The sequence below is a fragment of the Pseudoalteromonas sp. SG45-3 genome (assembly GCF_014164075.1).
In the GTDB taxonomy this organism is placed as follows: Bacteria; Pseudomonadota; Gammaproteobacteria; order Enterobacterales; family Alteromonadaceae; genus Pseudoalteromonas; species Pseudoalteromonas distincta.
In genome coordinates this window covers 44,202-71,153 of sequence record NZ_JACJEN010000010.1, presented here as the reverse complement: position 1 = coordinate 71,153, position 26,952 = coordinate 44,202, and the positions used below count along the sequence as shown (strand labels likewise).

Annotated in this window: 22 protein-coding genes; 9 read left to right on the top strand and 13 right to left on the bottom strand. The window is 39.9% G+C overall.

The genetic code is table 11. The annotated features are described in order from the left end of the window. The first annotated feature begins 85 nt into the window (after window positions 1–85). Window positions 86–1,264 carry an efflux RND transporter periplasmic adaptor subunit gene (locus tag H5126_RS12795; protein WP_182720426.1) on the top strand — a complete coding sequence of 393 codons (1,179 nt, stop codon included), beginning with the start codon at window positions 86–88 and terminating at the stop codon, window positions 1,262–1,264. A 14-nt stretch (window positions 1,265–1,278) separates the two neighbouring features. Beyond that, the gene (locus tag H5126_RS12790; protein ID WP_182696054.1) at window positions 1,279–4,434 is read left to right on the top strand and encodes an efflux RND transporter permease subunit; all 3,156 of its coding nucleotides are present in this window, start codon (window positions 1,279–1,281) and stop codon (window positions 4,432–4,434) included. Window positions 4,435–4,547: 113 nt separating this feature from the next. On the opposite strand, the gene H5126_RS12785 is transcribed toward H5126_RS12790, so the two are convergent. Both H5126_RS12785 and H5126_RS12780 read right to left on the bottom strand, forming a co-directional pair. After that, window positions 4,548–5,000, bottom strand: coding sequence for a cytochrome c (locus tag H5126_RS12785; protein ID WP_182720427.1), 453 nt, complete (start codon window positions 4,998–5,000; stop codon window positions 4,548–4,550). A 92-nt stretch (window positions 5,001–5,092) separates the two neighbouring features. Beyond that, a complete protein-coding gene (locus tag H5126_RS12780; protein WP_007377300.1) occupies window positions 5,093–5,563 on the bottom strand; it encodes a DUF2721 domain-containing protein in 471 nt (156 codons plus the stop codon). A 191-nt stretch (window positions 5,564–5,754) separates the two neighbouring features. On the opposite strand from H5126_RS12780, the gene H5126_RS12775 reads away from it, so the two are divergent. Beyond that, complete coding sequence (locus H5126_RS12775; protein ID WP_182720428.1) at window positions 5,755–7,929, top strand: S9 family peptidase; 2,175 nt, start codon at window positions 5,755–5,757, stop codon at window positions 7,927–7,929. A 43-nt stretch (window positions 7,930–7,972) separates the two neighbouring features. Here H5126_RS12775 and H5126_RS12770 read toward each other — a convergent pair whose 3' ends face one another. The 4 genes from H5126_RS12770 to H5126_RS12755 form a co-directional block, all read right to left on the bottom strand. Further along, window positions 7,973–9,460: a cell wall metabolism sensor histidine kinase WalK gene (locus H5126_RS12770; RefSeq protein WP_182720429.1), complete on the bottom strand. Its 1,488-nt coding sequence runs from the start codon at window positions 9,458–9,460 to the stop codon at window positions 7,973–7,975. A 10-nt stretch (window positions 9,461–9,470) separates the two neighbouring features. Next, window positions 9,471–10,196, bottom strand: coding sequence for a response regulator transcription factor (locus H5126_RS12765; RefSeq protein ID WP_182758539.1), 726 nt, complete (start codon window positions 10,194–10,196; stop codon window positions 9,471–9,473). A 62-nt stretch (window positions 10,197–10,258) separates the two neighbouring features. Next, window positions 10,259–10,993, bottom strand: coding sequence for a spondin domain-containing protein (locus H5126_RS12760; protein WP_024607274.1), 735 nt, complete (start codon window positions 10,991–10,993; stop codon window positions 10,259–10,261). Window positions 10,994–11,003: 10 nt separating this feature from the next. Further along, window positions 11,004–11,705 carry a spondin domain-containing protein gene (locus H5126_RS12755; protein WP_182721016.1) on the bottom strand — a complete coding sequence of 234 codons (702 nt, stop codon included), beginning with the start codon at window positions 11,703–11,705 and terminating at the stop codon, window positions 11,004–11,006. Between the two features lie 184 nt (window positions 11,706–11,889). Here H5126_RS12755 and H5126_RS12750 point away from each other — a divergent pair, with 184 nt between their 5' ends. Both H5126_RS12750 and H5126_RS12745 read left to right on the top strand, forming a co-directional pair. Further along, the gene (locus tag H5126_RS12750; protein ID WP_182696051.1) at window positions 11,890–12,255 is read left to right on the top strand and encodes a DUF4870 domain-containing protein; all 366 of its coding nucleotides are present in this window, start codon (window positions 11,890–11,892) and stop codon (window positions 12,253–12,255) included. A gap of 228 nt (window positions 12,256–12,483) precedes the next feature. Further along, window positions 12,484–12,918 (top strand): YqaA family protein, encoded by a 435-nt coding sequence (locus H5126_RS12745; protein WP_182195417.1) that lies wholly within the window; start codon window positions 12,484–12,486, stop codon window positions 12,916–12,918. Between the two features lie 16 nt (window positions 12,919–12,934). Here H5126_RS12745 and folX read toward each other — a convergent pair whose 3' ends face one another. From folX to ycaO, 7 genes are all read right to left on the bottom strand, one after another. Further along, window positions 12,935–13,291 (bottom strand): dihydroneopterin triphosphate 2'-epimerase, encoded by a 357-nt coding sequence (gene folX, locus H5126_RS12740; RefSeq protein ID WP_002962340.1) that lies wholly within the window; start codon window positions 13,289–13,291, stop codon window positions 12,935–12,937. Between the two features lie 4 nt (window positions 13,292–13,295). Continuing rightward, window positions 13,296–13,850, bottom strand: a complete 555-nt coding sequence (gene folE / locus H5126_RS12735) for a GTP cyclohydrolase I FolE (protein WP_002962341.1) — start codon at window positions 13,848–13,850, stop codon at window positions 13,296–13,298. Window positions 13,851–13,872: 22 nt separating this feature from the next. Then, window positions 13,873–14,592 (bottom strand): dihydromonapterin reductase, encoded by a 720-nt coding sequence (folM, locus tag H5126_RS12730; RefSeq protein WP_182696184.1) that lies wholly within the window; start codon window positions 14,590–14,592, stop codon window positions 13,873–13,875. A gap of 223 nt (window positions 14,593–14,815) precedes the next feature. After that, window positions 14,816–15,646, bottom strand: a complete 831-nt coding sequence (nadE, locus tag H5126_RS12725; protein ID WP_182721015.1) for an ammonia-dependent NAD(+) synthetase — start codon at window positions 15,644–15,646, stop codon at window positions 14,816–14,818. A 68-nt stretch (window positions 15,647–15,714) separates the two neighbouring features. Further along, complete coding sequence (locus H5126_RS12720) at window positions 15,715–16,344, bottom strand: YceH family protein (RefSeq protein ID WP_182721014.1); 630 nt, start codon at window positions 16,342–16,344, stop codon at window positions 15,715–15,717. Window positions 16,345–16,387: 43 nt separating this feature from the next. After that, the gene (locus tag H5126_RS12715) at window positions 16,388–19,750 is read right to left on the bottom strand and encodes an ATP-binding protein (RefSeq protein ID WP_182721013.1); all 3,363 of its coding nucleotides are present in this window, start codon (window positions 19,748–19,750) and stop codon (window positions 16,388–16,390) included. A 115-nt stretch (window positions 19,751–19,865) separates the two neighbouring features. Next, complete coding sequence (ycaO, locus tag H5126_RS12710) at window positions 19,866–21,626, bottom strand: 30S ribosomal protein S12 methylthiotransferase accessory factor YcaO (RefSeq protein ID WP_024595461.1); 1,761 nt, start codon at window positions 21,624–21,626, stop codon at window positions 19,866–19,868. Between the two features lie 156 nt (window positions 21,627–21,782). Here ycaO and H5126_RS12705 point away from each other — a divergent pair, with 156 nt between their 5' ends. The 4 genes from H5126_RS12705 to H5126_RS12690 all read left to right on the top strand — a co-directional run bounded on the left by H5126_RS12705 (window position 21,783) and on the right by H5126_RS12690 (window position 26,913). Continuing rightward, window positions 21,783–24,068, top strand: coding sequence for a penicillin acylase family protein (locus tag H5126_RS12705; protein ID WP_182721012.1), 2,286 nt, complete (start codon window positions 21,783–21,785; stop codon window positions 24,066–24,068). A gap of 58 nt (window positions 24,069–24,126) precedes the next feature. Continuing rightward, window positions 24,127–24,975: an MBL fold metallo-hydrolase gene (locus H5126_RS12700; RefSeq protein ID WP_182721011.1), complete on the top strand. Its 849-nt coding sequence runs from the start codon at window positions 24,127–24,129 to the stop codon at window positions 24,973–24,975. A gap of 88 nt (window positions 24,976–25,063) precedes the next feature. Next, the gene (locus H5126_RS12695; protein WP_024595458.1) at window positions 25,064–26,596 is read left to right on the top strand and encodes a bifunctional GNAT family N-acetyltransferase/carbon-nitrogen hydrolase family protein; all 1,533 of its coding nucleotides are present in this window, start codon (window positions 25,064–25,066) and stop codon (window positions 26,594–26,596) included. Further along, complete coding sequence (locus H5126_RS12690; protein ID WP_002962354.1) at window positions 26,596–26,913, top strand: multidrug efflux SMR transporter; 318 nt, start codon at window positions 26,596–26,598, stop codon at window positions 26,911–26,913. Before H5126_RS12695 ends, H5126_RS12690 begins: the two co-directional genes overlap by 1 nt. Window positions 26,914–26,952 lie beyond the last annotated feature (39 nt).

Sequence of the window (26,952 nt, the reverse complement as noted above, 5' to 3'; positions counted from 1 at the left end):
TGCAACAGTTGCTTACAAATGTCACCTTAATGTTTCATATGGCTCTGGTATTATGGCGTTAATAGAATTTTGGGGATAATAGGATATGCAAACAAATTCACTTAGATGGTTTTTTCCATTTGTGGCGCTCATTGTTGGTGTTGTTGGCTTTATGGGAATCAATGCCATTGCAAAAGATCCAGAAAAAAAAGAAGTAATTGATACTCGTCCAACAGTGCAAGTTGAGCCAGTGATTGCAAACGATCACCAAGTTATTATTAATAGCTACGGTGAAGTAAAGCCTCTTGAAAATACACTGCTCTCGGCGCAGGTGTCGGGCGAGGTGTTAAGTTGGCATCCTAATTTTGTAGCCGGTGGCATAGTTGCTCGCGGTGAAACCTTATTCACTATCGAAAAAGACAACTATGAAGCAGCAGTACTTGTTGCAGAGGCCGAGCTTGCTCGCGCACAAGCGGGTTTAATAGAGGAACAAGCTCAAGCTCAAGTAGCCGAAGACGAAGCCAAGCGCTTTCCGAGTAAAGCGCGCACAGATTTATTTTTACGTAAACCTCAAGTGCTCAGTGCACAAGCATCTGTTAAGTCGGCGCAAGCTGCATTAAAGCGCGCGCAACGTGATTTGGATAATTGTGATGTTACAGCCCCTTACGACGCATTGGTTATTAGTCGAAATATAGGTGTTGGACAATTTGTCACTATGGGTTCGCAAGTTGCTGAACTCAATAATATTGAGACCGCTGAAGTGATTATTCCTATAGCAGGGTTCGATAGCGTTTTTTTGCCAGAGCGTATTAAAGGTATTACCGCAACGATTATTCAAAAAGGCCTAAACAGCTTCACCCGTGAAGGTGTAATTGACCGCGACCTAGGGATTGTTGATAACGCTACGCGTATGAGCAGTTTAGTAGTGCGTATAGAAGACCCATACGGTCTTAAGAATATACAACCAGCCATTAAGTTTGGTAGCTACGTACAGGTAAATTTTGCAGGTGCAATGCTTAATAATATTTACCGCTTACCGCAAGAGTTAGTTAATAACAAAACCGTATGGATCGTTAATGAAGAGCAGCAACTTGAGCCGCGCAAAGTCACAGTTATTCGTGAAGAGGGTGAGTACTTTTACATCAGTGATGGTTTGAAAACAGATGATAAGTTGGTGATTACTTTGCCAGAATATCCGCAAAAAGGCATGGCTGTAAAAATTGCGGGCCTTCAAAATACTAAAAATACAGAGGCACTTGAAAATGCTTCCACTGAAAAATTATAAAGGTAGGCTGAGTTATGAGTAACACTGAACTACCAAATACAGCGCCTAACGCTGAAAAACAAACCGGTATTATTGCTTACTTCGCTAATAACTCCGTTGCTGCCAACCTAATGATGATTTTTATTGTGGTGATGGGAATTATTAGTTTTCTAAATATCCAACGCCAAATGTTTCCTAATGTAGAGATTAACTACATTAATATTGAGGCTAATTACCCCGGTGCCTCTCCTCAGGAAATAGAAGAAAGCATACTTATAAAAATTGAAGAGTCGCTAAAAGATGTGACCGAAATTAAAAAAGGTGTGTACAGGGCATTTAGAAATGGCGGTAGAGCAAGTCTTGAAATTAATACTGATGTAGAGCTGACCGATATACTCGATAAAGTTAAGTTACGGGTTGATGGTATAGCAACGTTTCCTGCCGGTATGGAACCGGTCACCATAAGTCAGGTTGAGTTTAGGCAAGATGTTATAGGTATGACGCTCGTTGCTGACTTGCCGCTTACTGAGCTTAAGCCTATAGCAAACCAAATAGAGGATGAGTTACTACAGCTATCTAACGTGTCGTTAGTGGTAAACGATGTTCCTCTTGATGAAATAGCAATTGAAATCGAACCCGATACGCTGCGTCAATATAACCTAACCCTTAGTGATGTAATGAATGCAGTGCGTCGTTACTCAGCTAACTTTTCGGCGGGGCAGCTAAAAACAGACGCAGGTGTTATTTCTGTTCGCGTCGAAAATCAGTTTTACTCTGGTGAAGAATTTAGGCAAATACCGGTAAAAATAGGGGCTAATGGCGCTAAAGTGTTACTGCAAGATATTGCCGTGATTAAAGATCAGTTCACTGAAGGTGAGCGTTACTTTAAATTCAATGGTGAAAATGCGGTTTATATATCGGTGAAAGCGACCGAAGAGCAAAGTATTATCCCAGTTGCTGATTCAGTAAAAGCATTTATAGAATTAAAAAATAAAGAGCTACCACTGGGGGTTCGCTTAGAGCCATTAATGGATATGACGTACTACTTAAATGCTCGCTTAGACATGATGGTTACAAACCTTATTCAGGGTGCTGTTTTGGTTGCAATTATGCTATCAATCTTTTTACGCTTTAAGTTGGCATTATGGGTAATGATTGGTTTACCAGTGTGCTTTTTGGGCGCAATGATGATGATGCCACTGTTTGGTGTAACCATTAATATTTTATCACTTTTTGCTTTTATTATGGTGCTAGGGATTGTGGTGGACGATGCCATTGTCATAGGCGAAAGTGCCTACACCGAAATAGAGAAAAAAGGCGGCGGTGTTGTTAATGTGGTTAATGGCGCAAAACGCGTAGCAACCCCTGCAACTTTTGGTGTACTAACTACCATTGCAGTATTTGCTCCATTTACGTTATCTACAGGCCCAGAAAGTGCCTTCTTTTATGGTATAGCTGTGGTGGTAATGCTGTGCTTGGTATTTAGTTTGATTGAATCAAAGTTGATATTGCCTGCCCATATTGCTCACACTCATTTTTCACCAATAAAAGAGGGGGGCTGGCGAGATCGGTTTAATACGCGATTTTTTGGTTTTGTAAATGGCCCATATAAACGCTTTGTTATACGTTGTGTTGAATGGCGTTGGTCAGTGCTATTTTCATTTATTGCTCTATTAATCGTAACCTTTGCTTTAATCTCATCAAATCAAGTTCGTACCGGGTTTATGCCAAAGATCCCGCATGACTACCCGCAAATAAATCTAGAAATGAATGACAATGTATCAGACATACAAACAATAAATGCTATTCGTGAAATAGAAGCGATGGTGATTGCGATTGATGAAGATACCGAACGCAAATATGGTCAAAAACTCATAAGAGATATTTTAGTATTTAACCAAGGGCGAACTGAAGCACAAGTGCTTGTTCCCCTTGTTGATGAAAGTATAAGGCCTTATAACGCGTTTGAATTATCACGACGTTGGCGCGAGGCGATGCCCGATATTGCCGGTGTTAAATCATTAACCATTTATGATGATGTAAATGGAGGGAGCAGTGACGGCGAATTTGGTTATTTATTATATGGCTCTGATATTGATACATTAAATAATGCAGGACGTCGTTTTATAGAGTTGCTGCAACAGCAAGAAGGTTTGTTTGATATTAGCTCAACAATAGATCCTGCAAGTAAAGAAGTGCAAATGAGCCTAAAACCGGTCGCTTACGATTTAGATTTAGACTTAGCTTCTATTGCAAATCAAGTTGGGGCAAGCTTTTACGGTGGTGAGGCTCAACGTGTTATTCGCCGAGGCGAGGAAGTACGTGTAATGGTGCGTTACCCTAAACTGACTCGAGAGGCATTTTCGTCACTTAAGCATGCGGTTGTTACTACCCCGCAGGGCCGTGAAGTACTGCTTGGTGATGTAGTTGAACTTACTGAAACACCAGGCATTAGTTATATCCGCCGGGAAGGGGGCTATCGTACTGTGTATGTTTATGGAAACATAGATGAAGAAGTGATTGAGCCAAACGAAGTTGTAGATCAAATTAAAGAAAAGCTACTACCACAACTTAAAGAAGAGTATCCAAGTGTTAAGTCAGAACTAGGTGGCGCCATTGAAGAGCAACAAGATCAGGCTAATCAGCAGAAGATGTTTTTCTTCGGCGGTATGATTTTGGTGTATATTTTATTAGCCGTACCCCTTAAGAGTTATGCGCAACCACTTATTGTTATGTCGGTGATTCCATTTAGCTTAACGGGAGCAATATGGGGGCATTACTGGTTTGGTTTGGATATAACTTTAATGTCTGGCTTTGGTATTATTGCAGCAGCAGGGGTGGTTATAAACGACTCACTCGTTATGACCGATTATGTGAATCAAGCCCGTAAAACAGGTGTTAGTATTAAAAATGCTGTAATAGATGCCGGTTGTGCTCGATTCAGACCTATATTACTTACTTCAATTACTACATTTGCAGGTGTATTGCCCATTATGTTTGAAACAAGCCTGCAGGCTAAGTTTGTAATACCTATGGCGGTAGCGCTTGGTTTTGCAGTGATGTTTGCAACATTAATAACACTTATATTAGTGCCATGCTTGTACATTATATTAAGTGATATTGGTAAGGTGTTTACACGCATTTTGGGTGGGATTAGGACTGTATTTAAACGTCGCCCGCAGAAGGTTTAGCTCAATAAATAACATACGGGCTTAAATGCCGGGTACAAAAAGCACTGAATGATTAACCATTCAGTGCTTTTTATCATTTGTTGTTACTACATTAAGTATTAAAACAACAATAATTAATCTTTAAATTGCTTATGGCAATCTTTACAGCCTTTAGCCCATGCACCAAAAGCTTTACCAATTACGGCCTTATCGCCTGATTGAGCCGCTGCTGCTAACTCATCTGCGTATTGTTGGAATGCAGTTGCTTTTTTCATAAAAGTATCGTTTTCAGACCAAACAGCAGCAAGTGCAGCTGTGTCGCCTTTATCTGTTCCTTCGTAAAACGCTTCCCATGGCATTTTTGAAAGTGCAGCTGCGTTGTTAGCACGCTTTTTAAATTGCTCTGCGTCAAAAGGTACTTTACCTTTTAGCATTGCGCCCATGTCACCAATTTGTACTGAGATCATTGAAAACGCTGCTTGGCGGTATTCAATCGCGTCACTTGGCTCTTTAAATGCAGAATTTGCCGATACGCTAAATGCACACGTTGCCAGCGCTATTGTTGCTAATACTTTTTTTAATTTCATGTTTGCCCCTGTTGAAAATTGTAATTCTTAATTCGGTATCTTGTATCTAACATCGTATTTATTCAAGTGAATACGATAGATTTAACTAAAACTTAATCGTTTATATCAATATCTGCAAATATCATCCCGCGACGCATGCTTCTAGTTGCTAAGAATACCTCACCAAGTAACGACATAAATGCACATATGAGTAATGCCATTGCTGCTACAAAACAACAAGCAATAGTCACGCCTAAGTTTATAGATTGAATGTGCGATAAAAATAACAACATAACCACAGCGCATACAAGCAATGCGCTTAATACACTTAAACTAAAAGCAATATGAATACATCGAGAACGCTTTAAAAGAGCGCGCAGCTCTGTAGCGAGTGATTTATTAAAGTCCTCGTCAGTACTTACTTTTAGTCTGCGTTCTAGCTGACGTGCCCTATCGGTAATTCGTGCCAAACGATTAGATAGAACCCCTAAAGTAGCTGCAATTCCGGTTATTAAAAATACAGGAGCTACAGCTGTTTGTATTACTTTAGCCATAGTTAAAATATTTATTACTTCGTTATTCATTCCTACCCTTAATCAGTTGAGCTTGAAAATGACTTATATATCTACAGAGTACCTGATGTAGGCTTATTAAGAAAAGAGGAATTACGTTGATTTACTTTACATAGCTTCACAAAGTAAATCACAACACAGGTTATTTTTAGGTATATTTAATTACTTAATAAAAAATAAAAAAACAACAAGGACTTTGACTGATGAAACGTACTCCATTCGCACTTGCTGCATTATCGCTAGCTATTTTAAGTGGCTGTAATCAAGCCCCTGAAGAAACCAAAAAAAATAATACACAAGTTAAAACGGTTCAAGTAGCCCAAGCTATTGCCCCTGTTGCAAAAAAAGTGCCTCATGAGATGACTATTCATGGTGACACACGTGTAGATAATTACTATTGGTTACGTGATGACGAACGTAAAGCGCCAGAGGTTATTAACTATTTAGAAGCTGAAAATACATACACAGATGCAATGCTTGCACATACTAAAACGCTGCAAAGTGAATTGTTTGAAGAGCTAAAAGGGCGTATTCAAAAAGACGATGATTCGGTCCCAGTTAAAAACGGTGATTATTTTTACTCAACGCAAACACGTGGCGATAACGAGTACACTACTTACTTACGCAGCAGCGATTTTGCAGGTACGGATCAGCAAGTTATTTTAGATGTAAATGAGCTTGCGAAAGGCCATGATTATTATGCAGTAAGTGGCTTAAATGTAAGTCCGAATGGCAATTTAATGGCTTATGGCGAAGATACTGTTAGCCGTCGTATTTATAGTATAAAAATAAAAGATTTAACAACCGGTAAATTACTCGAAGATACACTTGAGGGCACCAACGGCGGTATAGTTTGGGCAAACGATAATAAAACGGTTTACTACATTAAAAAAGATTTACAAACTCTATTAGGTTACCAAGTGTATCGTCATACATTAGGTACACCACAAGCTGATGATGAGCTAATTTACGAAGAAACTGATACCAGTTATTACATGGGTATCAGTAAAAGCAAAGACGAGTCAGAAATTTATATTTGGCACAGCAGCACAGCAGCATCAGGCGTATCTGTATTAAGTGCTGATGATACTAAGGCAATGCCTAAACGCTTAATTGAGCGCGAAGCAGGGCTTGAATATGAAATTTCGAAGCTAGGGAATACTTATTACATTGTCACTAATTTAAATGCTGTAAATTTTCAGCTGATGAAAGTGGATATTGATAAAGCTGGTGACAAAGCAAATTGGCAAAGTGTGATCCCAGCGCGCGATGATATTAAACTCGAAGGCATTGATTTATTTAATGACTACTTAGTTTACCAAGAGCGTGAAATGGGCCAATCAAAGTTGATTGCGCGTGATTTAAAAACAGGTAAAGAGTTACCACTGAGCTTTAACGATAGCGCTTATACAATTGGTACTTATGGTAATAACGATATAGATAGCAGCACGTTACGTGTTTATTACACAAGCATGACTACACCAAGCTCATCGTACGATGTAGATTTAGCGACTGGCGATAAAAAACTACTTAAACAGCAAGCTGTATTAGGTGATTTTGATGCTGATAATTACGCCTCAGAGCGTATTTTTGTAACAGCACGTGATGGCATAAAAGTACCGGTAAGCTTAGTTTACCGTAAAGACGCGTTTAAAAAAGATGGTACTAACCCGCTACTGCAATACGGTTACGGCTCTTATGGCGCAACCATGGATCCTACTTTTTCAAGCACGCGTTTGAGTTTACTTGACCGTGGCTTTGTATTTACAATTGCCCATGTACGTGGCTCGCAAATGCTAGGTCGTCCTTGGTACGAAGACGGCAAGCTACTCACTAAAAAGAATACGTTTAATGACTTTGTTGATGTAACTAAAGCATTGGTTTCTCAAAAGTATGGCGCAAAAGATGAAATATTTGCGTTAGGTGGCAGTGCTGGTGGCTTATTAATGGGCGCAGTAGCAAACCAAGCACCTGAGCTTTATAAAGGCATGGTTGCTGCGGTACCATTTGTTGACGTAGTAACCACTATGCTTGATGCGAGCATTCCGCTTACAACAAATGAATACGGTGAGTGGGGTAATCCGAACGAAAAAGCGTATTACGATTACATGCTATCTTACTCGCCATACGACCAAGTATCTAAGCAAGCATATCCTAATATGTTAGTAACGACTGGCTTGCACGATTCACAAGTTCAATACTTTGAGCCTGCAAAATGGGTTGCTAAGCTGCGTGACTATAAAACTGATGACAATAAGTTACTGTTTAAAATAGATATGGAAGCAGGGCACGGTGGTGCATCGGGTCGCTTTAAGCGCCTAGAAGATACCGCGCTAAACTATGCATTTATGCTTGATTTAGCGGGTATTAAAAAGTAGTTACTCTTTATATTTAAATAGATTTAACTCAATAAGGTGCTTTTTAAGAAAGCACCTTTTTTTGTGGTAAATTAAAGCTAAACATAGTGCCTTTACCAATTTCACTTTGTACGTAAATTTCACTATCCATTAGTTTTAATAACCCTCTGCAAATGGTCAATCCTAAACCACCTTGCTGGCGCCCTTCTTTATTAGAATTACTTGCTTGGTAGTGCGGGTCAAAAATAGCATTCAGCTCATCTTCTTTTATACCTACGCCTGTGTCTGATACATGCACAAATAGTTGATTATCGTCACTGCGCTTTACATGTACTGCAATGCTGCCACCGCGAGGGGTGTGCCTAATTGCATTGTCAATTAAGTTACTTAACACGCGCTCTAATTTAGCTATATCGGCAACCACAGGAAAGTCACAAATCGAAGGTTCTACCGACAAACTAATGCCTTTTTTATCAACGGCTAAACTAAATTTTGCCATGCAATCGTAAATGAGTTCACCTAAATTAAAGGTTTCTTTGTTTATACTTATTTCGCCATTTTCTAAGTGAGCAAGTTCAAATATTTGCTCTATGAGTAGCTTTAATTGCCCACAATTATTAAGCGATACCTGTAAGTATTCTTGTTGTTCTTTTTGACTTAATTGCTCACCTGACTGATTTAAAACTTCTAAAAACCCCTGCAGTGAAGCAAGTGGTGTACGTAGGTCGTGCGATAAGTGAGTCAGTAACTCTTTGCGTTGCTTATCGCCTTGCTCAAGTGCTTTAAACTGCTCGTTAATACGGGTAAGCATGGCTTGAATACTTCGCCCTAAACTATGCACTTCGTTACTTTTTTGCGTTGAATAGTTACTTAGCTTGGTGTCGGTAAGGCTGTAGTTGGCGGCTTCAATATTGCTAACATCACGTGCTAAGCGCTGAATTGGGTTGGTAAAAAAGCGTAGCAAAATTAGCATCGCAATAAATAAAAATGCGAGTGCAGAGCCAAGCCATAAAGCGGCTAGCCATAACTTATCATTATTTTTTACAGTACTTAGTGAGGTGTCGTAAGCCTCACCACCAATAATTACATATAAATAACCTTGTAACTTATCTTGATTAAATACTGGCGCGGCTGAAAATATTTTTTGTTGCTCTTTATTACGAGGATTATCACCATAAATAGGGGCAGCGCTTGGGTCGTTAATCAGCCTTTTTAAAGGCGTTAAACTAATATGCGTGCGTTTAACTTTCCCCGGCTTTGCTGAGTAAGTAAGAATTTTTCCGGTTTCGTCTACAAAATAAAATTCAAACGCAGGGCCTAATAACATCAAGGTATGAAAGAGGTTTTCAAGCGCTTTATAGTCGTAAACACCTTCTTTTATTAATGGGTTATCTTGTACTAAATGCTCGGCAAGCGCCAAATGTAAATTTTGCTCAGCATGATGTTTTGAGGTGAGTTCCAGTTGCTTGCTCCAGCCGTAAACTAGGGCGCAAATAAAACAAAAAATGACAACTAGCGATATAGCTAATTTTTGATACAAAGATAATTTCATAATAGGTGTCTTAATTGAGTTGGCTAGGGTTTAGTCTGTAACCAACCCCCCAAACTGTTTCGATGATAGGCGCTTGTTGGTGTTCTTCTAGCTTGGCACGTAAGCGGTTTATATGTGAATTAACCGTGTGCTCGTAACCACTGTGTTGGTAACCCCATACTTTATCGAGTAACTGCTGACGGCTAAAAACATGATTAGGATGGCGTGCAAAGTAAACGAGTAAATCAAATTCGGTGGCGGTAAGGTTAAGGGCTTGCTTGCCTAAATACACTTGGTGCGAACTAAATTCTATATTGAGTGAGCCTACATTTAGTGTTTGTTCGCTATCAACGGGGGAGTTGTCGTTGTTTTGGCCTGCGAGTAGTTGTGCTCTGTGGCGTAATTGGGTTTTGACTCTGGCTTGTAATTCGCGTGCAAAAAAGGGTTTACAAATATAATCATCGGCGCCCATTTCAAGGCCAATAACTCTGTCCATATCGCTACTCAGCGCGGTGAGTAAAATAACGGAGGTAGTAGGGTAATGCTCTTTTATTTTTCGGCATAAGCTCAAACCATCCATTTGGGGTAAGTTTATATCGAGTAAAATAAGTCCGTAGGGATGCTTAGCTATTTTTTTTAAGGCTAGTTCTGCGCTTACAACATGATCAACATGTAAGTTAAGCGACGTTAGCTGCGTGGTAATTAACTTACCTATTTCTCTGTCATCTTCTACTACTAATATTTTTTCGTGACGCATGTATAACCTCGTAAAAAGGGGGGCATCCGTGCTCCCTTACTTCCCCATTACAAGCTGGAACGTTACTGCGTGCGCGTAATTACTATTTTCGATACTGGGTTATCAAACTTATGTTCAACACCAAGTGCTGATGTAGATAATCCATCTTGATTTGAAACAATGCCTGGATGCATCGTTATTATATCGGCTGTATCGTCACGTATTTCGTTAAACCCTTCACCGCTAGCGGCAGGACCTGGCACAGTTTCAGCTGTTTCTGTATTTGCTTCCGTACCCGCATCATAAGCAGTCGTTGTGCGTGATAACGAACCGCCAACTTCTAATGTTGATACATCTAAAGAACTAAGACCGGTAAAAGCATCATTTGTATTCCCAAGCATGGCAGCAAATGACAAATTAAGCGTTTCTTGCTCTTCAACAGTAATGATTACTGTGGTGGTTTCACCAGGGCCAATAGCACCTTCAGCTGAAACTGCAGCAAGTGCACTTTCGTAGCTGAGGTATTCTTCATTTGCACCGCTTTCTGCAAGCATTTCTAAGCCAACAGAAGCTGTTGTACCGAAGGTCCAAGGTGCTTCATCTTCAAAAGCAATGACAGAGAGTGGTGACAAAGGCTGTCCTGCAGTTAAGTTACTAAAAGTAATAGTAAACTCACTGATCACAGGTTCTACAACAATTGGCTCAACAACGACCGGCTCTTCAACAACTGGGTCGTTATCATTATCGCTACACGCTGCAAGTGTGGTTGCAAGTGCAAGCACTAGTAGACTTTTTTTAAGGTTGTTAGCAGATGACATAATCATGCTCCTACTTAACTGTAACGGTTAATTGTGCTACTGGGTTTAACCATCTGTGTACTGTATTACTTAAATCGCTATTACCCGCTTCTAAATCGTCATCACCTAAGCTACCCGGGTGAATATGAATGTTAGTATTTGTATCACCACTTAATACACCTGTACCGCCAGTGCCAGCGTCGCCACCTGGAGCAGCAGGAATACCCGGAGTACCTGGTGCGCCAGAGCCTTCAACTACAAGCTCATTGTTTTGTTCTGTGCCTGCATCGTAAGCATTTAAATTAATAGTGTAAGTACCCGCTTCTGTTGGTATTTTCCAACTGTTTAAGCCTATAAAGCCATCATTAGTTGGTAGCATCATTGCAGTTAAAGATAGGTACTCATTACCGTCGGTCGTGCTCAGTGTTGCCGTTGTAGATGCGGCTGGTGCAAGTAAACCTTCAGCTGGGTTTGCAGCCATATCACTACCCGCAGCAGTTGCTTGTGCAACTAACTCTTCAATATTGCCGCCTTCAGCCATTGTTTGTAGTGCTGTAGATGCTTGCGTTGCTACTTCAAACAGTGTGTCTTCGCTGTTGTGTGCTGTAATTAACAGTGGAGTAAAGTGAATACCTTTGGTTAGGTTAGTTACTTTTAGGTCTAATTCTGCGGCCATAGTCGATTGGCTAGCTGCCGCTAAAAGAATTGCGATTGTTAATGTAGAAGTTTTCATTATTATTTCCTGTAAGTGATGATTCGAGTTGAGTATTGAATAATCGTCTCCAGAAACTCTCACAAACTTATCACTTTTTTATCACAAGATTTCACGCTGTGATTTTAAATACAAATACGTTGGTTGATTTGTAGACATTTGTTTAGTTAAGAGGCAACATACATAAAACAAAAAGGAGAGTGTTATGGAAGAAAATCAACAGGTTGAACCAGTTAATAAAGATGACCGTACGTGGGCTATGTTATGCCATTTAAGTGCGCTTGCTGGGTTTGTTGTGCCGTTTGGCTCAATAATTGGGCCATTAATTGTGTGGTTAATTAAAAGAGATGAAATGCCAATTGTTGACGTGCACGGTAAAAAGGCGCTTAACTTTCAAATAACGATGGCAATTGCATATGTAGTTTGTTTTGTACTGATGTTTGTAGCAATCGGCTTAATATTACTACCTATAGTGGCAATTTTTGGGTTTGTAATGGTTGTAATGGCAAGTATTAAAGCTAATGAAGGTAAAGAGTTTAATTACCCGTTTAGTTTAAATTTGATAAAATAAACACACAGTTTATTTTTATACCAATTGCATTAAATTAGTGACCTATTATAGCGATAAGAAAATAGCTCAATAACAAGGCTAAAATTATGATACATAGTTGTTCTATATAAATAATTTTTAACGTAGTTAGTGAGTTATTTAATACGCTAGAATGATCATGTTTTTCATAAAATTGGTATTATAAACCCAGCTATAGGCTGGGTTTTTACGTTTAGCCATAAGGGCATTATGCTTTATCTCACGTTATTTATTAGCGCATTTATATCTGCGACATTACTGCCTAGCTCTTCTGAGGTGATAATGGTGGGAATGATTACTCAAGATAAAGTTAATTTATGGCTTATGTGGTGCGTAGCAACACTTGGAAATGTGTTAGGGAGCTGTGTTAATTACTGGTTAGGCACGCAGGTACTGCGTTTTAAAGATAAAAAATGGTTTCCTGTATCGCAAAAAGGGCTTGATAGCGCACAAAAGCAATTTAACAAATATGGAGTGTATAGTTTGTTATTTGCTTGGTTGCCGGTTGTGGGGGACCCATTAACGGTGATTGGAGGCATATTTAAAGTACGATTTAGTACCTTTTTACTGTTAGTAACACTAGGCAAAGGCGCTCGCTATTTAGCGGTTATCGCCCTTGCCGTAGGATTCGAAAAGCTTTTTTAAATAAGTTTTTAAGTGCTTATTTAGCCCAATCAAGCGTTAACGACACTGAGTCGGCAAAACGCAGTGCATGTGGTTTATCAACACGTGCTTTAGCGTAATGAACGCTTGGGTGCGCGTGACAAACGGCAAGAATTTCAGCAACTAATTTTTCGAGCAGTAAAAAGTGCCCTTGCTCTACTAAGCTAATAACTTCTTTGGTGATCACTTTGTAATTAAGTGCTTGGTCAACTTCATCCGTTTTACACGCATCATCAGCAGGGTAGTGAATCTCTAGATTGATCACTACATCTTGCTTTTTTTCACGCTCATCGGGGTTAAAGCCAATAAATGTACGCAGGCGTAAATTAGTAACGTTAATAATTGCATTAGCCATAGGGTTAACCTTTTATAAGCTGCAAAAATTCGTTACGTGTTTTAGGATCGCTTCTAAAGTTACCTAACATTACTGATGTACGCATGCTTGAATTTTGCTTTTCTACACCACGCATCATCATACACATGTGTTTTGCCTCAACAATAACGCCAACGCCTTTAGCGCCAGTAACTTCTTCGACTGCTTTAGCGATTTGATGCGTTAACTGCTCTTGAATTTGAAAGCGACGTGAAAACATATCAACAATACGTGCAAATTTAGACAAGCCTAATACTTTACCGTTTGGAATATAAGCAATATGGCAACGACCGATAAAAGGCAGTAAATGATGTTCACACATAGAGTAAAGCTCTATGTCTTGCACTAAAACCATATCGTCAGCATCAGATGTAAATACTGCTTTATTGGTTATCTCATCAAGCGTTTGGCGATACCCTTGTGTTAAATATTCCATTGCTTTTGCGGCACGTTTTGGCGTATCAAGTAAACCTTCGCGGTTAGCATCTTCACCTACAGCGGTGATGATTTTTTCATAACTTTCTTTTAATTCATTGTGCATAAATATCTCAGTTTATTTATATTTACTTTAAATGACGACCGCCATCAATAGGCAAAGAGCGCCCTGTGATGTAGTGGCTTTGTAATAGTAAATCAATGCTATTGATAATTTCTTGGCATCCGGGTTCAATGCCCATTAATGATTTTTTAAGGGTCTTAGCTCGATATTGCTCATCGTCATGTTCATTAAAAATAATGAGCGATGGAGCAACCGAGTTCACTTTTATATTTGGCGCATATTTAGCGCTAAACGATTTGGTTAGGTTGTCGAGTGCTGCTTTACTTGCTGCATAAGCTAAGTGTTTAGGGCTGCCTGTTTCAACTACATAATCAGTAAGATGTATTATATCGGCAGGTACTTTTTCATTTTGCTGATAGTTTAAAAGCAGCTCTGCGCACATTAAATTAATTAAATACGGTGTTTTGGCATGTATACGCATCATATTATCAAACAGTGCTGCAAAGTCAGGATTGTTAGCTTCGCAGTCCCAGCTTGATGCATTGTGAACAACAGCGCGCAGCGATGTTGTATGCTCTTTAAGCGTATTTATAAATGCACTAATACCGTCATCGGTACTAAAATCGGCATAAATACATACAGCGCCTTGTTGCTCTAATTTATCAACAGCGGCGTGACGAGTACGATACGTGATAATAATACTCTGCCCTTGGGCTAAATAATGCTGAGCGAGTGCTAAACCAATACGTTGGCCTGCGCCGGTAATTAAAATGGGCGATGTCATATAAGGCAGTGTTCTCTTTGGCGGGTAGTTATACCAATATAATTAAAAATATTATCGTTCTATCGCTATTTCATAGGGCTATAACAGCTCACTAATTTAATGCAATTGGTATTATAAAATTCAAAGCGTTAATTTATAAAAATATACGCAGCTTCTTAATCTGTCGATCAAAAAAGCAATTAATCCTCAAAGGCATTAATTGCTTTATTTTAGCTACTAAACCTTAATCGTAAATTGTCGGAATTGGTTGACGTTTATGTTGTGTACGCGTGTAAATGCTTACAAGCTTTTGTTCAACATCATCAGACACTGGTTTACCTTCTAAAAAGTCATCAATTTGCTCATAGCTCAAACCAAGCGCTTCTTCGTCTGTTAAACCTGGGCGGTCACTTTCTAAATCAGCTGTAGGTGCTTTATCTACCAATAAAGCTGGCGCACCTAGTGCAGTAGCAAGTGCACGAACTTGGCGTTTTGATAAACCAAACAGAGGGGCTAAATCGCACGCGCCGTCACCAAATTTAGTATAAAAGCCAGTAATGTTTTCAGCACTATGATCGGTACCCACTACTAAGCCTTGGCAAAAACCTGCAATTTCGTACTGAGCAACCATACGTTGACGCGCTTTGACATTACCTTTAATAAAATCTATTTGAGCTTGCTCAGGCAGTGCTTCACCACAGCCAACTACGGCAGCTAGCGCTTGCTCATGCAATGTATCAGCCGCAGGTTGTACGTTTACGGTCATACGTTTACTTGGTTGAATAAAATCAACCGCCATTTGTGCTTCATCTTCGTCAGCTTGTACACCATAAGGTAGGCGCACTGCAATAAACTGATACTTGTTAGTATCGTGTTCTTTATTTAGCTCGTTTACAGCAAGTTGACATAAGCGGCCGCAGGTTGATGAGTCAACACCACCGCTAATACCCAGTACTAATGAGCGGGAGTGAGCTGCTACCAAACGTGTTTTAATAAAATTAACTCGGCGAGTTATCTCAGCATTTACATCAATCGTTGGCTGAACCTTCATTTCAGCCATAATTTCGGCGCGCATTGCCAGCTCCTTATAAAATTTAATATGTGATACGCAATAAACTTATTATGTGATTTAGTTTTAGTTAATTAAAGTTTTAAATGAGCTTTTATTTGGCGAAGCTCTGCTTTTAATTTTTCTACTTCTTCAAGTAAATCGCTTAATTCTTTGTCTTTAATTACTTCGCTTGGTAGCGCAACAAAGGCATCGGCGGGATTATTTTGTTGTTCGCCAAATAAATGAATATATCGGCTGTCACGTTTACCAGCTTCACGCTCTAGCTTCGTGACGTACTCGCTTTCAATCAGTTTATTGAGCGCTGCCTCTACTTCATTTGCGTTATTAAAATCAGCAAGCCTAGCACTGCGGGTTCTTAATTCACCAGGGGTTTGAGCACCACGCAAAAGTAATAAACAAACAATGGCACGCTGCTGAGCAGAAAATTGCAGATTACTAAATTCAGTGTTGCAAAAGCGGTGATCGTATTTATTTACACGACCCGAAAGACCTTCATCTATTGTGACCAAACGCATTTCTATTAGTTCATCAAGTGCGTTTTGCACGTCTTCATCTGTAAGACTTAACACAGGATCGCGATTAGACTTTTGGTTACATGCGTTCACGAGAGCGTTTAACGATAGCGGATAATGCTCTGGCGTCGTGCTTTGTTTTTCTAATAGGCAACCAAGAATACGTTGTTGATTTGTTGATAACTGCATAAATAATCTCAAATTAGTAAGCGTATTTTATTAGCTTACACCTTTATTGAATGCCAAGCCATTGTTGAAGCTTTGGTTGTAATGCAGCTAAATCGAGAGGCTTACTTAAATAGTCGTTCATGCCTGCAGCTAGGCATTTTTCTTTATCGCCCTGCATGGCATTGGCTGTTAGCGCAATAATAGTAATATTTTCATTATCTTTACCTGCATCACCTTCTCTAATGGCTTTAGTGGCTTGGTAGCCATCCATTTCGGGCATTTGGCAATCCATTAAAACTAGCTTATATGGTTTACCTTGTTTTGCATTGAGCTTTACAATTGCCTCAAGGCCATTTTCGGCAATATCAAAAGTAACACCCGCCTGCTTTAATAGCGCAGAGGCAACCACTTGGTTTATTTTATTGTCTTCAACAAGCAATAGTTGTGGTTCTGATGAATCCAGTACTGGCGCTTTAGTTAGCTTGTTTTGAAGCTGTGCTTGTTGCTGCTGTTGTTCAATGTATTTATCGTTTGTAAGTGAGTCAAACAAATCAGACGGTGTGAGAGGTTTGAAAATCATACAGTCGACTTCCATACCTACTTTAGACTCCTCAGACGAATAACTCATTGGCGCCATAATAACTAACTTGCAACTATGCATATTTATAAAGTTTTTGAGCGCGGTGATATGCGTTTGTGGGGCTTTTTCAAAAAAGTAGTAATCAACTAAAATAGCACCAGGGTGGGTGGTTACATTACTTAAGTAATCATCAACCTCAAGATAGTTATGTATACAATTAACTTTTGCACCCCAAACAGTGAGCTGCTTATTAGCGGTGTTAGCATTTAACGAGCACTCATCAATAATTAAAATATGTTTGTTTTTAATTAAATGACTCGGTAAATCTTGTTCTTTACTTAAGCGCGGTTGTATTTGTACTGTGAAAGAAAATGTACTTCCTTCACCTTGCATACTGTTTACACTCACTTCACCGTTCATCAGTTCGCACAATTGTTTTACTATGGCAAGGCCAAGCCCTGTGCCCCCAAATTGGCGTGTTGTTGAAGCATCGGCTTGTGTGAATGAGTCAAATAACGACGCTTGTTTTTTAGGGTCAATACCAATACCAGTATCAATAATCGAACATTGAAGGAACGAGCCATCCGTTGTTTCATCTATTCTGGCAGTAATGACTACTTCGCCATCAATAGTAAATTTAACCGCGTTGCCAATTAAGTTATTTAAAATTTGGCGCAAGCGGTTAGGGTCACTAATTATCTCGCTAACAGTTATTTGAGTAGCATCTAGAATAAGTTTTGTATTGTTTTGTTCTACCTTTAAAGCAAAGGATTCCACCACTTCGCCTAATAACCGAGGTAAATTAAATTGCACGTTTTCAATATCGAGCTTACCGGCTTCAATTTTAGAAAAGTCTAATATGTCATTAATTATATTAAGCAAAGATTGAGCTGATGATTGAGCAAGTTCTATATGATGTTTTTGCTGTAGGTCCAATTGAGTTTGCTTAATTATGTTAAGCATCCCTAAAACACCGTTCATTGGGGTGCGAATTTCGTGGCTCATACTCGCTAAAAATTCACTTTTAGCTTTAACAGCTTGTTCGGCGGTTTCTTTGGCAGAAACTAGTTTTTGTTCGGTTTCAATTCGCTGTTGGCTTGAGTGCAAGCTGCCTATTAACGCTGCAACGGCAATTAAAAAGCTTTCTTCGTTTTTAGACCAGTGGCGTTTTGATTGACATTGCTCTGCGCAGACGACTCCTATAGCGCCACTTCCAGCAGGAATTATTACGCACAGCATTGATTTAATCTCGAGAGTCATTAAATACTGTTCTTTAATTGGCTCGAGTATTGGGTGTTCTTGGGCGTCAGGCACATTAAATACAGGCTGGTGATCTATTGCATTAAAAAAGCCGGGAAGATTTTTTCTTAGCCAAATAGAGTCAATTTTATCACTAGACGAATGTTTACTATGTATGGCAAAAGGGCTTAGTTGGGATTTGTCTTCATTAAAAAACCAAATACTGGCACGTTTAATATCAAATGCTTGGCAGATTGCTTCAGTGATAATATCTTTCGATTGGCTCAGCTGCCCAGTTAATATTAATTTATTAACGGTAAGGGAAGCTAAAATTTCGTTGTGTAATGCTGTTTTATTATTTTCTAATTCAATCTTTTTACGGGTATCAATATTCTGTAATGAGCCAAAAATACGTGTGCATCGTCCATTTTTTCGTTCTGCTTCACCATGTACGAGTACCCAAACAGATTCACCTTCTTCATCCATTACTTCTAATTCAACTTCGTAGCTTTCACCATATTTTATGGCTCGTTCAATTAAAGGTTTAATTGTTTCTCTGCTAGTGCCTTGTTTAAAGTAATTTAAATCTTTAGGCCATTCTGGTTGGCTATTTAATGGGTATTTAAATAGTTTTTTGGTCATATCAGACCAATATACTTGTTTCGTTTCTAAGTTAAATGACCATGCGCCTATTTGGGCTAGATCACTCATTGCTTCAAGCATTTTTTCGTTTTGTTGCTGACGATTAAGCATTTTCAAAAAGAATAAAAAGGCCCAAATTAATAATCCGCAAATAATAATAATTGATAACCTAAGTGGCCACACAGCTGAATTTGGTGGGCTCCAACCTATTTTAGGTGCTACGTAAAGTTGCCAATTGCCACCTTGAAAGCTTAACGTAAACTCAAGGGGGTCTTGCTCTATTATGTTTTGATTACCGTAAAAAAACTCCCCTTTGCTGCCAAGTCCATGCCTGCCTTGTAAAGCGACGTTGTATTCTTTTTCTAGCTCATAAATACCTGAATTTTCATAGACTTTGTCAATGTTGAGAACAACTGAAAGTAATCCCCAAAAGCGATTTTCTGGCGGTATGTAAACAGGAACGCGGGCTATAAGTGCTATGTCACCTTGGATTAATTTTAATGGGCCAGCCATTACAATGGTATTTGTATCGCGAGCTCTAATAGCATCAGCGCGTTGGTTTTTTTCTTCTAAAAAGTTTAAACCGAGTGCTTTTTCATTACCTTTTAAGGGGTAAGTCATACGAATTACCATATCGGGAGCGCCACCAATATTGCGAAGCTCATTTGAGGTTTTAAATAGTGGTTGGGCAATTTGTTCAAACTGTGTTTGCTGTAAATCAGGCTGCGCTGCTACGGCAACACCTAAGCCTCGAACTAGTTGGATATTAGAAACTAAAATAGATTCTAATTGAGCTCGATATGTACTTACTTCAGAAAGAATTTGTAGGCGATGGGCATCTTTAACACGATTGTAGTTAATACGATCAAGTACGATACCAACTAGTACAGTTAGCGTAAGCGATAACCAAAAGGTCAACTTAAAGTTATGAACGTTCGTTTTTTTATTGTTAGTAGATGGTGGCATTTGCTACATCGTGGCGTTAATTTAGGCAAATTAACTATAGCTAATTTATTACACAAATGAAAACGGCGCATTAACAAATGCGCCGTTTATTTTTTATAATTAGTAGTTTAGCGAGTTACGAGTCGCTAACTTCACGCGCCCAGTGATTTTGCTTTGCTACATGTAGCTTGCGGTAACCATCAAGTAGCGCCGCATGCTTTTTAAAGCCTTCAAGCGATAAACCAGGGAAAGTTAAACCGTTAAACTGCTTTTTACCTTCGGCAATTTCTATAGCCAGCGCTACATTATTAGCACCAAACATTAAGCCTAGTGCATCTTGGTAATCTGCGTATTCGCGCTCGTCATCGTATTTAATTTCAAGAACTGCTTTTAAACAGCGGAAGTGGCGCATTGCCTCTTCGTTTACTTGGCCTGTATGAAGTATCCAGTCAACCCAATCAATGGCTTCTTCGCTGCCTGCAGCTAAACATAGGTGCGCTTTAAGCTCACCTATACGCAGAGTGTGCCATGGTGTGTCGGCATCGGTTGCAAGGCCAATAAATTCTGCGGCGCGGATAATATCGCTGTGGCCTGCTTCTTCAAGGCTGTCGTAAATTTCCATCCATTGCTCTGCATCGTACTGATCAAGCGATAGGAATGTTTCGCGAAATTTTGCGCCTTCGTTGTTGTTACGCCAAATAAGCTCATCAACAGGGTAAATGTCAGACATGCCTGGTACTAAAATACGACACGCGTATACGTTTAGGTGCGTGTAATCCATGATGTAGATATCATGATCCATGCTATGAATTAGGTCAGTACAGAAGTTATATTCTTCTTCAGTTGTTCCGCTAAAGTCCCAGTGTACAAATTCAAAATCAGGTTTTGCACGGAAAAAATCATGCGAAATCAAACCGCTTGAATCAATAAAGTGCAGTTCAATGTTCTCTGGTGTTGCTACTTCATCGTTATCAAATGTTGCAGGTTGGAATACATCTAGCTGATCAAGACGTCGACCTTGTAGTAACTCAGTCACGGTACGCTCAAGTGCAACTTCAAATGATGGGTGAGCACCAAAAGAAGCAAATACAGAGCCATCTGTTGGGTTAATAAGCGTTACGCTCATTACAGGGTATTTGCCCCCAAGTGATGCATCGGCAATACGTAAATGAAAGCCATGGCTGCGAAGTTCTTCACACGCTTCGTGAATTTTAGGGTATTGCTTAACAACATCTTCAGGCACGATTGGTAAACAAATACCTTCGGCGATGATGCGGTTTTTAATAGCACGTTCAAATACTTCTGATAAACCTTGTACACGAGCTTCAAACTTGGTGTTACCTGCGCTCATACCGTTAGATACAAAAATATTACCGATAACGTTTACCGGAATGTATACGTCTTGGTTATCGCGTTGGCGTGTGTATGGCAGGGTACAAATACCACGATCGATATTGCCTGAGTTAAAATCAAAAAGGTGTGATGCGTTTAGTTCGCGCTCTGGGTCAAAGTAATCCCATAAGCTTTCATCCATAATGCCCTCTGGCACTTCATCGCCTTCAACTTTAAACCATTTTTCGCTTGGGTAATGAGTAAACTCGCCATTAGCAAATTCTTCACCTAGATAAAAGTCTGCAAAAAAGTAGTTACAGCTTAAGCGTTCAAAGTATTCACCGAGTGCTGAAGCAATAGATGCTTTGTCGGTTGCGCCTTTACCATTGGTAAACATAACACCGCAGTCGCTGTCTTTTATATGAACCGAATAACAGTTAGCTACAGGGTTAAGCCAAAGCGCTTCTTCAACATTAATGTTTAGGGCTTTAAGCTTGTTTTGCATGGTAGAGATTGACGATTCTAGGTCGCGGTCTTTACCTTTGATAAATGTTTTTTCAGTCATATTGATCTCAACTAGTTCTGCACGATGTGTGGAGCTGACATTATCGTGGATTTTGATGTTTATTTCACCCTTTGCGAGCAAGAACATTATTATTTAATAAAACTGTGGTTATTATATGTGCTTAACGCTTGGTCAAAACGTGCAAAGGAAACGGTGATGTTTAAAGTAATCAAACGCTTGTTGTTATTAATTGTGATATTAGGGCTGGCAAGTACCGCTGTTGTTTATGGGGTACTTAGTTTAAGTTTACCCGCCCTTGATGGAAACGGACGCAGTAACGCGGTAGTAGAGCCTGTAAAAATTTCGCGCGATGCACTAGGGCAAGCAGTAATAAACGCCAATAGCCGAAACGACGCTGCCTATGGTTTAGGTTATGCGCATGGGCAAGACCGATTTTTTCAAATGGATTTACTAAGGCGTAATGCCGCAGGTGAGTTAAGTGAATTATTTGGCCAAGCAGCGTTGGGGCTCGATAAAAAAATGCGTTTTCATCAATTACGTAAACGTAGCCAAATTATTTTACAAACCCTGCCAGAGGCAGATAAGCAATTACTTAAAAGTTACGCTCAAGGTGTAAACGAAGGCTTAGCGCAAGTAGGGTATTCAAGCTTTGAATATTTACTAACCGGTGCAGCACAAAAGCCATGGCTAAGTGAAGACAGCCTACTTGTGATATTTAGCATGTACCTTGATTTACAAAGCGCCACATTTGAGCGCGACCAAGCACTTATTCAAATTGAGCAAGCGTACACAAAGCAAATGGTTGATTTTTTAACGCAACCGAGTAAGTACCAAGCGGCGCTTGATGGCAGCAAATTAGCGCCTTATAACGGCGGCATACCTACCTTTCCAACTCAAACAAAGCATATAGTTAAAAGTATTGAATCAAACCAAGAGCGCGGCAGTAATAACTGGGCTGTTACAGGAGCGCTTACTAAAACAGGGGCTGGAATGGTGTCGGATGATATGCATTTATCGATGGCAGTACCTGTAATTTGGTACAGGGCACAATTAAATTACATGCACAGTGGTGAGCAGACTCAGGTGACCGGTGTATCGCTGCCCGGCGCACCTGCCATTGTTGTTGGCACTAACAACAATGTTGCATGGGGATTTACTAACGGTTATTTAGATACAGCCGATTGGATTGCATTAAACGATGATAGTAAAACATGGCAAGTTGATGAACCTATTGCATTACCCGATGGGGAGGTTGAAAACTATTCATTAATACTCAGTGAATACGGACCTGTAAAATATATTAACGAAAAACCTTATGCGTTGAGCTGGGCTGCCCATCAGCCTTATGCCGTTAATATGCAGTTATTAAAATTAGAGCAAGCCAAAACAGTAGATGATGCACTTACTGTAGCAAGCGATGTGGGCATTCCGGTACAAAACCTTATGGTGGTAGACAGCCTTGGTAGCGCAGCGTGGAAAAACATGGGCGGTATACCTGCTCGTAAAACGCCAAGTGAGCTTGGCGTAAATGCCGATGACTACTCAGCGCTTTGGCAGCAAAATGAACTACAACGCCCTTTTATTAAAAACCCGCAAAGCGGTCGATTATGGACTGGTAATTCTCGCGTGGTATCGGCTGAGGATGACGCGCGTTTTGGTAATGGTGGTTATGCACTCGGCGCACGTTCGAGTCAAATTCGCGATAGATTATTTGAAAAACAAACATTTGCTGAGAGCGACTTTTACGCATTACAACTTGATAATCAAGCTCGCTTTTTAATGCCTTGGCATGCTCTGCTATTAAAGCAATTAAAAGCCGATCAAACTAAAAATCAGCAATATATAACAGCGCTTGAAAACTGGCAGCAATGTGCGTGTTCAACTTCCACAGGGTATACCTTAGTTAAGCGCTACCGCGATGAAGTGATTAATATTTTATTTAGCAATATGGAAGATGAATTAAATAAACAACAAGGCACACTTAAATACGTAAAACGAGATTTAGAGCCCGCTGTTTGGCAGCTTATAAACAACAAGCCCGACGCATGGATAAACCCACAATTTAAAAGCTGGGATGAGCAGCTACAAGGAGCATTTAGCCAGACTATTACTAAGCTTACAGAACAGTTTGGTAATAATGTACAAAACTGGCAGTGGGGCAAGGTAAATGAGTTAGTGATAGAGCATCCGTTTGCAAAGCAAATGCCGTTACTTGCTAAGTTATTAAATATGCCCACAGCAGCGGGTTTTGGAGATAGTTATATGCCCGCCGTACAAGGGCGTAGTTTTGGCGCATCGCAGCGTTTTATTGCTCAACCTGGGCATTTAGAGCATGCAATTTTAGCTATTCCTGGTGGGCAATCGGGGCACCCTCTTTCTGAATTTTACAGAGCGGGGTTTAGTGATTACGTTGAAGGTAAGCATACACCTTTATTGCCTCAAGAATTAATACATCAAATAGTAATAAAGCCGACACGATGAACTAAAGTATAGCTAAACACGTTCTATATAATTACCAATAAAACAACAGAGAACTAAAATGAAAAAAATACTACCCGCATTAATAACAGGTTTATTACTAAGCACTACAGCGCAAGCAGATGATGGCCCAGTAACAGCACAAAAGCTAAGTGAGCATGTATACGTACTATTTGGGCAAGGCGGTAATATTGCAGCAAGTATAGGTGATGATGGCATTTATATTATTGATGATCAGTTTGCCAAGCTCTCAGATGATATTAAAAAAACCATTAGCGATTTAAAACCAGGCAGTGCAGAGTTTGTCATTAATACTCACCATCATGGCGATCATACCGGTGGCAACGAGAACTTTGCTAAAGCGGGTGCGCATGTTATAGCGCACGACAATGTACACAAACGTTTAGAAGAGCAGCACGGGGAGGGGTCAGACTTTTTACCGCGCATTAGTTTTGGTCACGACTTAAAACTACATTTTAATAACGAACACGCCCATGTAGTGCATTACGAACATGCACACACCGATGGCGATTCGGTTATCTTTTTTAGTAACGACAACATAGTGCACATGGGCGACATTTACTTTAATTTTGGCAGCTTACCGTTTGTTGATGTAGATAGCGGCGGCAGCGTTGATGGTATTTTAGCGGCAGTAAACGATGTAGTTAATCAAATTGACGACAACACTAAAGTAATACCAGGACACGGCAAGGTAAGTGACCGTTCAGGACTGATAGCGTATGGTAAGCTAGTTCAAAACGCGAAAGACGTAATGCTAAAAGCAATGCAAAATAATGCAAGCTTAGAGCAAGTACTTAAAGCCGATCCATTGGCTGAGCTGAATCTTGAATACGCAGGCTGGTTACCAAAAGAGAAAGTAACCACACTTTTTTATCGTAGCTTAAAGTAGTACGCGTAACGTAAAAAACATGATACAAAGCTGAGTGTACTTTAACGTACATTCGGCTTTTATTTTCTTATGCCCAAAGGAGTTGTGTATGTCGGCAGAAAAAACCCATCTTGAAATTTGTAACTTAACCAGAGAGCAATATCCGCAAATTAAAACCTTGATGGATCAAGCGTATCCCGACTTAGGCGGTGCGTGGCCAAGTCATACCATTTTTAGATTAATAGACCAGTTTCCTGAAGGGCAAATAGGTATTGTGGATGACGGCGTGCTGGTGGGCTTAGCATTAAGCGTGCAGGTTGATTACACGCGTTTTTCAAACCCGCATACATACGAAGATATTGCAGACGGTCACGACCGTGTATTTAGCGATACCGACGGCGATGCGCTATACGGCTTAGATGTTGCTATTAGCGAAAGTCACAGAGGCATGCGTTTAGGTCGTCGCCTTTATGACGCCCGTAAAGAATTGTGCCGCCAATATAACTTACGCGCTATTTTAGCTGGTGGGCGTATTCCGCGTTATTACAATCACAGCAGTGAAATGACGCCAATGGAATACATTGCAAAAGTAGATCAAAAAGAATTATACGATCCTATTTTAAGTTTTCAGTTATCTAACGATTTTCAGGTAAAACGATTACTTAAAAAGTATTTACCGGAGGATCAAGAGTCTGTTGGTTACGCCACTCTACTTGAGTGGAATAACATTATGTATGAGCCAACCGACACGGTACTTGAGTCAACTAAATCAATCGTGCGAGTAGGTGCTGTGCAATGGCAAATGCGTTGTGTTGAATCGGTTGAAGAAATGCTAAAGCAGGTTGAATACTTTGTAGATACCGTATCTGACTACAAAAGTGACTTTATACTATTCCCTGAGTTTTTTAATGCGCCACTAATGGGGCTAGGAAATCAAAGTAATCAAACAGAAGCGATTCGCTATTTAGCGGAATACACCGAGACATTTAAAAACGCCATGTCGCGTATGGCAATAGAATACAACGCCAATATTATTACCGGCTCTATGCCACTTGCCGAAGATGATAAAATTTATAACGTAAGTTACCTGTGCCATCGTAGCGGTAAAATAGACGAGCAACGTAAAATACACATAACCCCGCATGAGCAAAACGATTGGGTTATTCAAGGCGGCGATAAAATTGCCGTGTTTGATACCGATGCCGGTCGTGTAGGTATTCAAATTTGTTACGATGTAGAGTTTCCAGAGCTTTCACGCATATTGGCCAAACAAGGGTTAGATATTCTGTTTGTGCCATTTTGGACTGATACTAAAAACAGTTATTTACGTGTGCGCCACTGTGCACAAGCGCGTGCAATAGAAAACGAATGTTATGTGGTAATTGCAGGTTCGGTGGGTAATTTACCAGAGGTAGAAAGTCTTGATGTGCAGTACTCACAATCGGCGGTATTAACGCCATCGGACTTTTCGTTCCCGCACGATGCAACACTTAACGAAGCCACACCAAACACCGAAATGCTGCTATTTAGTGACCTTGATATGGATAAACTTAAAATACTTCACAGCGAAGGCACTGTGCGTAATTTAAAAGATCGCCGCGAAGATTTATACGAAGTGATTGTTAAAAAGAGAGACGTTTAATGGCGTGGGTGTACTTAATTATTGCTGGGTTACTTGAAATTGGCTGGCCGATTGGCTTAAAAATTTCGCAAAACGCTGATACTCGCTGGCAAGGTATAGCAATAGCGGTGGTATTCTTAGTCGCTAGTGGTTTTATGTTGTGGCTTGCACAAAGGCAAATATCAATGGGTACCTCATACGCCGTATGGACAGGTATTGGCGCCGCCGGTACGTTTTTAGTGGGTATATTGTTTTATAACGATGCCGCTACATTTGGTCGTATTGCGGGAGTATTAATGATTATTAGTGGTGTGATAACACTAAAAATCAGCTCTTAGAACCAGTTCTTAAAGCTATAAAAATTATAACAGCGCAGG